This is a genomic window from Oceanobacillus sp. CF4.6 (genome assembly GCF_051262635.1).
Taxonomy (GTDB): Bacteria; Bacillota; Bacilli; order Bacillales; family Amphibacillaceae; genus Oceanobacillus.
On record NZ_JBIMEX010000004.1, the window covers coordinates 139,676 to 153,088 of the forward strand.

Below are 13,413 nucleotides of genomic sequence, written 5' to 3' on the forward strand. Positions count from 1 at the left end.
TCTATAATGTTTTATAAGCTTGATAGCCTCTTCCTACATCCGTAACATGGTGTGCATCCGATCCATAGACAAAGGGAATCTCCATTTCCTTCACCTTTTTCATAATCTGTAGCGATGGATATGGCTCCCCACAATAAGGCTTAAACATTCCGGCCGTATTAAAATCTAATTCATATTGATTTTTCTTTACCTTCTCTAACAATTTATCGATTAACAAAATCGACTCCGCTGATAAATGCGTTTCCTCATCTTTATAGAAGGTTTGGAATTTCTGACAGAGTGTAATATGTCCTACCCGCTTCGGTTTATAGATACCTAAGTCAGCGTCGACGAGTTGTAGTAAAGTCTGAAAGTATTTTTCCTGTGCTTTTTGAAATGTTCCATAGTGATGAATCATTCCATTCTGATAATCCTCCGGGCTATAATCAATGACACGATAGCCACCCGCTCCTTGTAAAAAGTGTAAAGATAAAATGCTGTCATCTATGAGTTTTCCATATTCATTTAAGAAATCAGTCGTATCATCTTCAAACCCTGTTAAATAATCAACCTCGAAGCCTACATGTATGTTAATTTCCTGTTCATATTTCTTTTTTAACTGATGCATTTTTTTAAGATAATAGTCTACGTCTGTTAGGCTCATTCCCGCGGTCATAATCGCTTCCTCATCACCGGATGCTTGATCCTTAAAGCCTTTTGGAAGTGGTGTATGTTCCGTTATACTATAATCTGTAAAGCCCAATTCAATTGCTTTTAAGATAAAAGGTTCAACGTCCTCCCCTGAACCATGAGGACAAAACTCTGTATGTGTATGACCGTCCCTTTTCATTGCTATTCTCCTTTTACTAATTCATTGCTATCAAAAATACGAATCTCTCTCCATGATTCACTGGACCACCGAATATACAAGATAATCGCTCTTATCCACTCATCTAAAATAAATACAATCCATACTCCGACAAGTCCGTATCCAAAATAGACACCAATTAGAAAGCTCATCGGAACAGTAAATAAATAAGTAACGAGGATGCTCACCATCGTAGGAAATTTCACATCTCCGGCAGTATTTAGTGCACCAATTATAATTTCGTTTACCATGCGTGCTGGCTCAAGCAGGACTCCCATCCATACTAACATGAATACCATTTCCTGGATGTGCGGATTATCGGTGAAAATCGGAATGATAAATGAGCTTGATAAGGCAAGCATCGTTGCAGTAAGAATAGCTATGCCAACTGATTTAAAGATCAATTGATTTGTCGTTTCTTTAGCTTCTTTCTTCAAATCCATTCCGAGATAACGCCCAATGATTATCTGATTCGCCAGTGATATGGATGCAGCGAGAGTGAAGATGATTGCCGTTATATTTTGTGTATATATTTTCGATGTGACCATTGCTGTTCCAAATATCGCGATAATCCCCGTAATAATCAATTGTGAAGTCGTATAGGAAACATTCTCCATTGCGGAAGGAAAACCTAGTTTAAATATAGACTGAATCGTTTTTTTCTCCAGCTTCATTGTATTAAATGATGAGAGATAATTTGGCAAAAGCCGAATAAAATAGATGATAAATAAAATTGCTCCTATGAGACGCGCAATAATTGTTGATGTAGCAACACCCTGAATCCCAGTACCAAGAAATTCTAATGGCGATAAAATAACAATATAGTTACCGATAATGTTAATGATATTCGTAATGATGGAGATTGCCATCACCATTTTCACAAATGTAAAACAACGGAGGATCGTACTCATACTTGTAATTAATGATTGGAAAACAAGACTAATTCCAACGACCATTAAATATACATATGCACCGTCTAGCAACTGTGCTGGTGTTTGTATCCAGGATAGAATCGTCCTGCCAAAGACAATAAAGATGATAGCTAATCCAAGAGATATTACTATATTTAAATAAACGGAATGTCGAATAATAGATTTGATATACGATTTTCTTGGTGACCCGATTAATTGCATAAGCTGGATTGAGCTTCCTAACGAAACAATCCCAAGTATCATCAAGCCAACCATAAGAATTTGATTGGAAAGTCCAACTGCTGCAACGGCTTCATCACTGTACTGACTGAGCATGAGTACATCGACATTGCCTAGCAACAAGCTGAAAAATTGTTCCATTAATATCGGGATAAACAACAAGCTAAATTTGGGTATGGAAGTTGCTTCTTTATTTTTGTCCGTGATTAACTCAGAAGTCGGATTCAACAATCGTTTTCGTCTCCATCCCCTCGACTGTCAATTGAATGAGCCTTGCACCTCGCTCCAAATCACCATAGCATTGGTAGCCACTAACTTGACCATATACCAATTTTATACCAAAATGCTCGCCAACAAAGTTATTATCATGGTCATGTCCAACAAACACACCAGCAATTTGCCCATTCAAAACCGCAGATGCGAATAATCCAGTATTTATATATGGTGCAGAAATCATATCATTTGTTTCATTGCATTCACCTGACAAAATATTTTGAGATGCCTGCCAGTATTCGGGAAGTGGAATATGCATAAAGATTAAATCCGACTGCCCAGCCTCTACGTTTTTGTATTGCTTAGAAACTTCTCGGAACCAATTTACCTGTTCCGGGTGAACCCAGTCATAATTGCCAATCAGTAGTGGTGCATCAGCCCCCGAATCAATAACATACAATACATTTTTAACAGTTTCACCAGATTGATCATAGATTTCGATGGTATAACTTTCTCGATCATCTACAATACATATATTTTTCTTCTCGACAAAATGATCCAATCCGCTTTCCATTTCCCTTAAGGAAGATCTTGTGAATTCATCTTCTGAATCATGATTTCCGTATGTAATAGCAACGGGAATGTCATGATTATTGATTCGTTGTAATAATTCCTTGAAAACCTTATCCGCGTTCGGTACACCTTCACTCCAAATTAAATCTCCCGTAATTACAATGAGGTCGGCATCGAGCTTCTCGAATGCTTTGTCAATTAGTGCAAATGTTTTATAATCATCCTCATGATGTGGAATGGAACCAATATGTAAATCAGTTAATTGAACAATATTAAATGTGCCGTCTTCTCGATATGTTAGTTTCATTACTTTCACCTCTGTTGATTATTCTTTAATAGAACCTAATGTAATTCCTTTTACAAAGTATTTTTGAATAAATGGATAAACAAGTACCATTGGAATCATCACAACAATGATCGTTGCCATTTGCAGAGATTCTCCTGTTACCGTCACTTTATCCAGTTGCGCATAGGCCTGAGTTCCTGAAGAGCGTAGTAGAATATCAGATAATGCTGCTTGTCTCGTTAGCATCTCTTGAAGTAGCGTTGCTAATGGCTTTAATAAAGGATCCCTGATAAAGAACGAACCTGAATACCAATCATTCCAGTGATCTACAGCAGTAAATAAACTAATGGTTGCAAGCACTGGTTTACTCATCGGCAAGACAATACTTCTGAAAATCTTAAATTCACTACAGCCGTCAATCCGTGCCGCTTCAATGACACTAAATGGTAATTGGCTAAAGGATGTTCTGAATAACAAAATATGGATCACACTATACAAGCTTGGAATGATGAAAACCCAAATGGTGTTCGTTAGATTGAGCTCGTTCAATACTAAATAATAAGGTACTGTTCCACCACTGAATAACATCGTAAAGAAAACAAAGAACGTAATATATTTTCTACCTGGTAACGTTTTTATCGTTAAAGCATATGCCGCCATAGCCATTAGGCCTACACCAATCACTGTCCCTACCACTGTACGGAAGACAGAAATCCATAATCCGTTCATTAAATTTTCTTGTTTAAATACTTCAATATAGTTCTCAATCGACCATTCACGTGGCCAAAAGGTAATACCGCCTTTTTGTGCATCAATACCACTGTTAAATGAGATTGCTAGAACATGCATAAATGGTAGAATAATCGTTAAGCTTAATAAAACAATCAATGTCATATTTACTATTTTCATAAATTTAGTGCCTGCCATGCTGTCACTCATACGCTATTCTCCTTATTAAGTGCCTCACCTACCCAGATGAATAGGTGAGGCACTGTTTTTACCTTAGAATTTGATTGTCATACCATCTGCTTCTTTTTGTTCAACGAAGTCTAGAAACTCGTTTAATCCATTGTTTTCTAAATTCGTAAGGGATTCATCAAGAATAATTTTTGCTTCTTCTAGTGTCTTCGCATAATACGCACGTAGCATATCTTCATTGTATCGATTGAATGCAGTTGTTAAATTACCATCGTCTCCTTCAAATTCATATAGGAAGGACTGAACCGTCATACCGTCAATTACTCTTGCATTTTCTAATCTCTCATCATAGTTATACAACTCTAGCGCTTTGGTTGCTGCAGATGTATCTTCCTTCACTACACTAGATCCATATTCTAATTCACCGAAATCAGCCTCATTAGCCATATCTGTATATCCTAAATGTTCGCCCCAATAAGCACCTACACCACGGAAACCGCGTTTTTTCGCTTCCTCTGGATTGGATTCTAATAAATCTAGAACCTCTTGTTTCACAATTGGGTTCCCTTGCTCGTCTAACTCATAATCTCTTCCTTCTAGACCATAGAAATAGAGTCGTTTTCCTTCTTCACTTGCTAACCAATCAGCAAATTGCATGATATGCTCTGGATGTTCCGTTGTCGTTGGAATTGCCCATCCTGCATATCCAGATTTATAAGGGATAACCATGTCATTCGTTCCATCCACACGCTCAATGGGTCCAAGTGGAATATAGGCTAGATCATTATTCTCTGGCATATAGTTATGCATATCAGAGACAATAGCAAATGAACCATTTACGATGCCTTCTTTTGCTCTTGTTTCTTCCATCGTATAATACTCGGGCGTCATTAATCCTTCATTCATTAATTGCTGAACGTATTCTACACGTTTGATTCCGTAATCCGTTTGTGCCTCATGTAAGATTTCTCCATCATCATTCTTCATGAACTTTTCTCCACTGGTGCCTGTCCAAACAAGATCATTGTATAACCAATCGCGGTCAGAACCACCCCATGCTGTTGGTCCCATTACGGTAATTTCTGTGCCATTATCATCTATGAAGTTCTCATTTTTAATTTGTACTGCCAGATTATACAGCTCTTCTGAATTGTTGACCTCAAGTGGGTCAATTCCAAGTGCGTCTACGATGTCCTTCTTAATATATAGCCCCCCGACAGTAGGACGTCCGGCATCTCCACCTTCACGGTTAATTGCCATATGCACAAGATACGAAGCACCGTCCCATTCGTCTCTAAACATAATGTTATCTCTTGTGTCAGCAGGTAAATAATCTTCATCTAAATATTTCGAATAGATTTCCGTATCTTCCATTAATGGTGTTAAGTCCGTAAACATTCCTTCATTTGCAGCTTTTAACAATAGTTGCATTTCTGGTCTTCCACTGTTATTCAAGTAAAACGCGGTAAAATCTGCGAGATCCCCTGCTGCAAGACCCGATGCTAAAGCTTCTGTAGAATCATCTGCAGTTACCGTTTGTAATTCAAAATTAATCCCTGTACGTTCTTTAATATATTCCTTAATTTCTGGGTTCATATCGACAGATGCATCGTTTGCCGATTGAAAAACAAGCCCTGTAATCGTTCGATCAGCAATCCAAGTATCTGGTGCACCCTCAGGCTTTTCCGTCTTAATTGCAGATGCATCATCTGAACAGGCTACCAATGTGAAAGCTGCTAACATCAATACCATACTTACTACTAATTTTCTAAGCGATTGTTTCATATTTAATTCCTCCATTTACCATAATGATGTTCCGAATTTTTTACTTGTAATCTTGTTTACTATAATGGTTAAAATCAGCCCCGCAATTCCTTGCATCAAGCCAATTGCGGTTGCATATCCAAATTGTCCGCCCTGCAATCCAGTCCGAACGATATATGTATCAATTGTTTCTGACACATCCGCATTCCCCGGGTTTTGCATTAAATAGACTTGGTCAAATCCCGATGATAAAATATCACCTAACGATAAAATAAATAAGATAATGATAGTTGCTGCGATTCCTGGGAGCGTAACATGCCATACTTGTCGTATTTTCCCTGCACCATCAATCGATGCCGCTTCATATAATGTGGGCGCAATTGCTACGATTGCAGCATAGTAAATGATCGAATCCCAACCGATTCCCTTCCATACATAACTGATAAATGCTAAGGGAAAGAACAATCCTTCTTCCATCATGAAAAATGTACTCCCATCACCGCCAAATGCCTCGATCATTTGATTGATCAATCCCGTATTTGGTGCCAACAGTTGGTTCATTAATCCTACAACGACTACCCAAGAAATAAAGTATGGGAGATAAGAGATACTTTGGAATGTTCCCCGTAATTTATTGCTTTGTACTTCATTAAACATCAGTGCTAATAGAATCGGAAAAGGCAAAGCAATAAATAGCTTTAAAATACTAATAATGATTGTGTTATTGATATACAAGCTACTTCTAGGATCGGAGAAGAATTTCTCGAAATATTGCAGTCCTACCCAATCCCCACCAAAGATCCCTGTATTAAACCCGTATTCTTTAAACGCTAATACCAATCCACCCATAGGCCAATATGAAAATATTAAAAAGAAGAGCAGACATGGGAAAAGCATGATATAGAATACTTTATGTTTTGTTATCCGTGTCCAAAAGCTATCTTTTACAGGATTATAATGTAATTCCAGTTCTTGCCTTGTCTTCAATATGCCATTATGAACGACTAGATTTTCCAATATGCTTTCATTCCTTTTCCTTAATAACAATCGATATAAATTGGATTTGTAAACGCAATTCTTTCATGTCTTTTGTTATTAATTTCTAATCGTAATAACGTGTACCTTTCGTTTTGCAGTTGGAGTACTTTCTGCCAATAGCGATTCGTTGTCACTCGCTCTTGATAAAGCAGGCTTCGATCCGAGTAGATACGAATCTCATCACCCATTAGAAGGTCCGTAATACGTAATGAAATCTTTAGTTCATCTGTCTTTACTTCGATTCGATCACCTAAAAGATAAAAGTCATTTAATTTAAAATCGATTTGAGGTCGAATCGAGCAATAGGTTCTACCGAGCGATAAAGCAGCTAATACGTCTTTTTCTGCCGCCGTCTCTTCTGGGAGCAATACATATGTGTATGCAATTTCCTCATTCGGATAAAGTTGATGCCAATCTCTTCCACTAGAAGCAGCAATCTCATAACCTTGCGCAAGTAGTTCCGTCCACTTATAATAGGCATCAACATTTGAGATAGACTGATGTGGATTCGTTCCATTCCATACTTCAATGGCATCAACAAATGCTAGGTTATCCAGCACATATTCCCATCTACATCCGGTACAAAAAGGATTTCCTGTATCAAAAGGATGTGCAATGGTAAGGTAGACATCTTTTTCTTTCAGTTTTCTTAAGAAATTCGGAATGCTAGTCTTAGAGATTTCTGTCCAATCATACGTGATAGCTTCCAAATCGCCATGCACGAGAAAATGTCCATCATACGTTGTGTATTCGATGCCATGTAATAGGTTGACCCGCTTCTCTACGCTTTGCATTTCCTCAGCTTCTCTTAATGCACTCGTTGTATTATGGTCTGTAATTGCTAACCAATCGATATGCTCTTTCTCCGCTTGCTCCAATAGCTGTTCCGTCGTTTGAGTGGCATCACTATGTACCGTATGTGCATGCAACTCAACTTTCTTTACTTGATAATTCTGTTCCCTATCAGATTGACGTTGCTTCTTCATTTGAACCAATTCTATTTCTTCTAACGGGGATAAAGGAATTTCCTTATCATCTTTAGCGTTTGATACACCAAACACTTCCACCTGTCCGTGCACCTCTTTTGAAAACACACCATGACAGTTTACGATAAACTCCCAGTAACCCTCCTGAATTTCTCCAGCCCAAAATCCTTCTGTTGCTGCGTCGGATCCAATTTCTATCACTTGTTCCTGACAGAAAAAATGATGACTACCACGGTATTTATTGGGATCATTCACAGACATCGTTAATAAATTTCTCAACTCCGTATCATCCTGCACGATAGACTCATCAAGCCCTTCCCGTCGAACAGCCCCTCGAATAGAATCTTTATTATTTTCCAAGATTGGATGATAGCCAAAATGGATTTCAACCGCCTTTATATTTCTAGGTACATAAACTCTGTACACGAGATGGGATTGATGTGCCGTTTGATTGACGGTAAAACCTTGATAAAATAATGCTATCTTCATGCTGTTATTGTTTCCATGTTCTGTTCTTCGATTGCTACATCTTCAATCACTTTTCTTAAACCTGTTTCTTTATCAAAGAAATGAATCTTATCTACATCAATACTAAATTGAATGAGTTGTCCACTTTCAAAGTCATCCATTGTATTTAACTTCGAGATGAGGGTTTGATTATTCAAGGTAAAGTACAGTAGCGTCTCAGCACCCATAAGCTCTGCCATATCAATCTGCGATGTTAAGTGGAAGGTGTTATGGTTGCTCTCTGCTTCATCTAACAATTGAACATCCTCTGGGCGAATGCCGACAACCAACTCTTTACTTTGTTCAGCTAACAAGGCATTTCTTAAAGCAGGTGGTAGATCCACGTTTAATTCACCTAATGAAATTCCTCGCTCATTAATTTTCATATCAATAAAGTTCATCGCAGGAGATCCAATAAATTTGCCTACGAAAATGTTCGTTGGTTTTAAATAAATTTCCTTTGGTGTTCCTATTTGTTGAATAATTCCATCCTTCATAACGACGATTCTTGTCGCCATTGACATTGCCTCTGTCTGGTCATGCGTTACATAAATCGTTGTTGTTTTTAACCTGCGATGTAATTTAGTGATTTCTGCCCGTGTTTGGAATCTAAGCTTAGCATCTAAATTCGATAACGGTTCATCCATTAAAAACACTTTTGCTTCTCTGACAATGGCTCGTCCAAGAGCTACTCGTTGGCGTTGACCACCAGATAATTCCTTTGGCTTTCGTTCTAGCAGGTTGTCAATATCAAGAATGCTTGCTGCTTTTCTAACTCGCTCATCAATTTCTGCTTTAGAGGTCTTCCTCATTTTCAATCCAAACGCAATATTGTCATACACATTCATATGAGGATAAAGTGCATAATTTTGAAATACCATGGCAATATCTCGATCTTTTGGATGTAGGTTATTTTGAAGTTTGCCATCAATCACAACTTTTCCTGAGGATATATCCTCTAACCCAGCAATCATTCTTAATGTTGTTGATTTCCCACATCCTGATGGACCGACAAGCACGATAAATTCCTCATCTTCAATTTGCAAATCAAAATCAGTTACCGCATGAACAGATTCCATATAGTCCTTATATAAGTGCTTTAGCTCGATTCTTGCCAACCATATCTCCTCCACATTTTTGCTTTTGAATAGTAAACAAACATTATTCATTCAAATCAGTGAATATAATCGGTTTTATTTGACTAAAAGTCCACTTCAGACACCGATTGTGTTTGCTTTATATTTGTTTACAATTTTATTATACGAAACAATCATTAAACAGATATTAATTAAACGTGAAAGTTTTGTAAAGATGCTGGCAATTTTTAAAAGATAAAATTTTGACTATGTAAACATAGGATGAGTATTAGAGATTAAAAAGGAGACTTATTGCACACATCCACCAGATAGATGAGGGGATATTTTCTGGAATTCTTTATTTGGCTGCATGATCCACTCATGTGAAGTCTTCCGGAAACAGCCAGATTGTGGAGGTATGAATTTACTTAATTATCTATTTTACTGTAAACTGAATTCACACTATTGTTTAGACGAATTCTATTAAAATTTGAGGGGGAAACGGACGTGACAAACAGTATTAAAAAGGAATTATCACCAGAACAACGCGCGGAATTACTAGGAACATTGAAAGCCCGTTTTGAGAAAAACATGCATCGTCACGAAGCTCTTGTTTGGGCTAAAGTCGAAGCAAAGCTAGATGCTAATCCTGAAAAACTTTGGTCACTCCATGAAATGGAAAGAACTGGCGGTGAGCCGGATGTTGTGGATTATGATGAAAATGAGGACGAATACATTTTTTATGATTGTTCAACGGAAAGTCCTAAAGGTCGGAGAAGTGTTTGTTATGACCTTGCAGGGCTTGCGTCAAGGAAAAAACATAAACCAGAAAATAATGCGATTGATATGGCAACCAACATGGGGATTGAGCTTTTAACGGAAGAACAATACCTGGCGTTGCAGGAGCTTGAAAACTTTGATATGAAAACATCGAGTTGGGTGCAAACACCGTCTAATATTAGAGACCTTGGTGGAGCTCTTTTTTGCGATTATCGCTACGGTCAAGTCTTCCTGTATCACAATGGTGCGTCCTCTTACTATGGTGTCAGAGGGTTCCGTGGCTCGTTAAGGGTTTAAACTTTGCACAGATAGCTACGTTTGAATTCGACAATGGACTAGGATTTAATTTCATTCTTCAACGATTGGCCACTTTTTTAACAAGCGTAATGCTCCAATGTAATGTAATACACATAGGAGCATTATATAACAATATATATTTAATTAATCAACTCTTGAGCTTCATGTAGATGAAATGTCCGAACAAATCGAGGTAGAAAGCTGCGGATTTCTTCCTCGTTATATCCTACATGCAAGCGTTTTAAATGAAGAACGATAGCATTCGACCAGGTTGCACAGGGGATTAGAAAGTCAGCAGCTGCTATGAGAGTAACCCTTGATGAGTCCACTTTGGTAGTTCGTCCACCAGGTGCAGACATGCATGAGTCCTGTACATGCAGAATGGGAGAAGATCCAGCAACATCAGCAACCAATCGCCACGGTCAAATACATGGTGTCCAAGGTTTATATGTTGCTGATAACAGTGCCCTTCCTACCCTAACAGCAGCAGGTCCGGTCATTTCTAACGTTGCTTTGGCCATTCGACTTGCAGATCATATTGTTCGCCAGTCATCATAACATCAGTTAGACCCTCTCAAGTAAAACGAGAGGGTCTTTTAGCTAAAAACTAGATTTACATGTCATAGTTAGTGTTGGTTAATGTTTTGACAAGTTTCGAGAATAGCTGTTGCTAGCTTTTCTTCATTACCATAAAACCGAGTAGAAGGTAGTGGTATGGAAACAGCACTTAAATTTCCTAATCTATCATAAACAACTGCGCCTACCGCACAGATTCCAGTAATATGCTCTTCCCGGGCAAAAGCCACCCCTTCTTTACGAATCACTTCTAATTCCTTTAACAATTCATCACGATTCGTAATCGTTTTATCATTGAACCGTGTTAATTGCTCAGGAAGCAGCTTCTCAACTTCATTTAATGGTAAAGAGGCGAGTATGGCCTTTCCATTTGCCGTGCAATGTAATGGAAAAGATGCACCAGGTTGAGAAGTCGCCTGTAATGGATGTGCAGCAATAATTTGATCCACAAACAGTACCTTTCCATTATCTAAAACAGAGAGATCAACTGTTTCATTTATTTGATTAGATAGTTGTATTAAATATGGTCTAATTTTTCCTCTTAAATCACTGTGGACAGCGGTAGCAAGCATCGTAATCTCAGGTCCAAGACGGATACCTCCTTTAGCTGAAGCTTGTGCGACAAAATTTTCCTGTTCTAAAGTATTAACAATTCTTTGAACGGTCGATCGTGCTAAGTCCACTTCTTTTGCAATCTGCGACAGGCTTAATCCTTTTGGATGGTTTCTAAGCGTTCTTAAAATTTTGGCAGCACGAGAAATTACTTGAATATTAGTCGTTTTATTTGAATTTAGTTTAACGTTGCTCAAAAGTATGTACCCCTTCTCTTTATTAATACCCATTCATGTATATCTGAAATTGTGAAATTAAACATAAATATCTATTTTAAAGTTTGTACTATTTTATTTCAATCATAACTTATTATTATTTAGCGATAAAACAATTTGATTGACAGTGATTATATATATTATTATACTTTATTTAACCATAAAATGATACACATGTATCGCATTGCGGTTATTAAGGGTTAATGGTGATCCCGATTTTCAAGTAACTATTACCCTCTATAAATCATAACGATTTTATTATGGAGTTTTCGCTATATAGAAATAAATATTAAAAGCTATTTTTAAAAGATTACTCAAATGTTCTATAAATGTTATATCGCATTTTTAAATACGTAGTGCATAGCTATAATGGGAGGAGTGATCTATATTAATTTAATTAAAGTCGGTGTCATCGGAATAGGAAATATGGGAAGTCGGCATGTTCAAATGCTAGATAAAGGAGAAATTGAAGGGGCTAAGTTAACAGCAATTTGTAGTCGTAATGAAAGTCGAATCGACTGGGTGAAAGATCATACAACAGGAGATGTACAAATTTTCCGGGACGAAGAGACCTTTTTAACGGACTCAGGAATAGATGCTGTCGTTATTGCAACACCTCATTACAGTCATCCAGAAATAGCAGTCAAAGCCTTTTCTAAAGGGATACATGTTCTTATTGAAAAACCAGCAGGAGTTTATGCAAAAAATGTGTTAGAAATGAATGAAGCAGCTGAATCTTGTGGAAAAGTGTTCGGTATCATGTATAACCAAAGGGCAAATCCTCTATACCAAAAATTACGGAGTCTTATTCATTCAGGAAAAATTGGTGATATTAAACGGACAAACTGGATTGTCACTGATAATTATCGTTCACAAAGTTATTATGATTCGAGTAAATGGAGAGCGACATGGAAAGGTGAGGGTGGCGGTGTTTTATTAAATCAAGCACTTCACCAGTTAGATATTTGGCAGTGGGTGACAGGGTATATGCCAAAACGAATTAATGCAGTGAGCAGTTTTGGGAAGTATCATGATATGGAAGTTGAAGATGATGTAACAGCATATGTGGAATATGAAAATGGGGCGACAGGTATATTTATTACTTCAACAGGAGAAGTACCAGGTACGAATCGTTTTGAAGTGGTTGGAGATCTTGGGAAAATCGTTGTTGAAAATGAAGAACTTACTTTTTATGAATTAACACAATCAGAACGTGAATTTAATAGATTGTATAAAGGTGGGTTCGGTAAACCTGAATACAGAAAGATAGATATTCCTGTAAAAAGTGAAAATGCGAATCATGCTGATATATTTCAAAATTGGATTAATTCAATTATTACAGGTTCACCTTTACTTGCACCAGGTGAAGAGGGAGTACGGGCGTTAGAAATTTCTAATGCTATTTACTTATCATCATGGTTAAATCAAACAGTAGAATTGCCAGTCAATCCAGATTATTTTTATGAAAAATTACAAGAAAAAATCAGCACTTCTACATTTGAGAAAAAGCATGTAACGAACAATACATTAGACGTCAAAGGGACACATTAATATACTAAATGGAGTTAGGTGGG

Annotated in this window: 12 protein-coding genes; 3 read left to right on the forward strand and 9 right to left on the reverse strand. The window is 37.4% G+C overall.

The features are described 5' to 3' along the window. Window position 1 precedes the first annotated feature (1 nt). The 8 genes from hisJ to ACHABU_RS08855 form a co-directional block, all read right to left on the reverse strand. Entirely contained in the window at window positions 2-829 is an 828-nt protein-coding gene (hisJ, locus tag ACHABU_RS08820) for a histidinol-phosphatase HisJ (protein WP_435764470.1), read from the reverse strand. A 2-nt stretch (window positions 830-831) separates the two neighbouring features. Beyond that, a complete protein-coding gene (locus ACHABU_RS08825) occupies window positions 832-2,229 on the reverse strand; it encodes an MATE family efflux transporter (RefSeq protein WP_435764471.1) in 1,398 nt (465 codons plus the stop codon). Further along, window positions 2,210-3,091, reverse strand: a complete 882-nt coding sequence (locus ACHABU_RS08830) for a metallophosphoesterase family protein (protein WP_435764472.1) — start codon at window positions 3,089-3,091, stop codon at window positions 2,210-2,212. The genes ACHABU_RS08825 and ACHABU_RS08830 overlap by 20 nt, the downstream gene beginning before the upstream one ends. Window positions 3,092-3,109: 18 nt before the next feature. Continuing rightward, window positions 3,110-4,009: a carbohydrate ABC transporter permease gene (locus ACHABU_RS08835; RefSeq protein ID WP_435764473.1), complete on the reverse strand. Its 900-nt coding sequence runs from the start codon at window positions 4,007-4,009 to the stop codon at window positions 3,110-3,112. Window positions 4,010-4,072: 63 nt separating this feature from the next. Beyond that, entirely contained in the window at window positions 4,073-5,773 is a 1,701-nt protein-coding gene (locus ACHABU_RS08840) for an extracellular solute-binding protein (protein WP_435764474.1), read from the reverse strand. Window positions 5,774-5,788: 15 nt separating this feature from the next. Then, entirely contained in the window at window positions 5,789-6,769 is a 981-nt protein-coding gene (locus ACHABU_RS08845; protein ID WP_435764475.1) for an ABC transporter permease, read from the reverse strand. A gap of 20 nt (window positions 6,770-6,789) precedes the next feature. After that, complete coding sequence (locus ACHABU_RS08850; protein WP_435764476.1) at window positions 6,790-8,265, reverse strand: CehA/McbA family metallohydrolase; 1,476 nt, start codon at window positions 8,263-8,265, stop codon at window positions 6,790-6,792. After that, window positions 8,262-9,401 (reverse strand): ABC transporter ATP-binding protein, encoded by a 1,140-nt coding sequence (locus tag ACHABU_RS08855; protein WP_435764477.1) that lies wholly within the window; start codon window positions 9,399-9,401, stop codon window positions 8,262-8,264. The genes ACHABU_RS08850 and ACHABU_RS08855 overlap by 4 nt, the downstream gene beginning before the upstream one ends. A gap of 465 nt (window positions 9,402-9,866) precedes the next feature. On the opposite strand from ACHABU_RS08855, the gene ACHABU_RS08860 reads away from it, so the two are divergent. Together ACHABU_RS08860 and ACHABU_RS08865 are read left to right on the forward strand one after the other, a co-directional pair. Further along, entirely contained in the window at window positions 9,867-10,436 is a 570-nt protein-coding gene (locus ACHABU_RS08860) for a DUF4256 domain-containing protein (RefSeq protein ID WP_435764478.1), read from the forward strand. 303 nt (window positions 10,437-10,739) lie between these two features. Continuing rightward, window positions 10,740-10,994, forward strand: coding sequence for a GMC oxidoreductase (locus tag ACHABU_RS08865; protein ID WP_435764479.1), 255 nt, complete (start codon window positions 10,740-10,742; stop codon window positions 10,992-10,994). Between the two features lie 68 nt (window positions 10,995-11,062). Here the strand turns inward: ACHABU_RS08865 and ACHABU_RS08870 are convergent, their stop codons facing one another. Further along, window positions 11,063-11,821, reverse strand: a complete 759-nt coding sequence (locus ACHABU_RS08870; protein ID WP_435764480.1) for an IclR family transcriptional regulator — start codon at window positions 11,819-11,821, stop codon at window positions 11,063-11,065. 405 nt (window positions 11,822-12,226) lie between these two features. Here ACHABU_RS08870 and ACHABU_RS08875 point away from each other — a divergent pair, with 405 nt between their 5' ends. Continuing rightward, window positions 12,227-13,390 (forward strand): Gfo/Idh/MocA family protein, encoded by a 1,164-nt coding sequence (locus tag ACHABU_RS08875; RefSeq protein ID WP_435764565.1) that lies wholly within the window; start codon window positions 12,227-12,229, stop codon window positions 13,388-13,390. Window positions 13,391-13,413 lie beyond the last annotated feature (23 nt).

Bases quoted from the DNA above. Each gene is read 5' to 3' on its own strand.
- hisJ (WP_435764470.1), bottom strand. From the start codon at position 829: ATGAAAAGGGACGGTCATACACATACAGAGTTTTGTCCTCATGGTTCA.
- ACHABU_RS08830 (WP_435764472.1), bottom strand. From the start codon at position 3,091: ATGAAACTAACATATCGAGAAGACGGCACATTTAATATTGTTCAATTA.
- ACHABU_RS08835 (WP_435764473.1), bottom strand. From the start codon at position 4,009: ATGAGTGACAGCATGGCAGGCACTAAATTTATGAAAATAGTAAATATG.
- ACHABU_RS08840 (WP_435764474.1), bottom strand. From the start codon at position 5,773: ATGAAACAATCGCTTAGAAAATTAGTAGTAAGTATGGTATTGATGTTA.
- ACHABU_RS08850 (WP_435764476.1), bottom strand. From the start codon at position 8,265: ATGAAGATAGCATTATTTTATCAAGGTTTTACCGTCAATCAAACGGCA.
- ACHABU_RS08865 (WP_435764479.1), top strand. From the start codon at position 10,740: ATGAGAGTAACCCTTGATGAGTCCACTTTGGTAGTTCGTCCACCAGGT.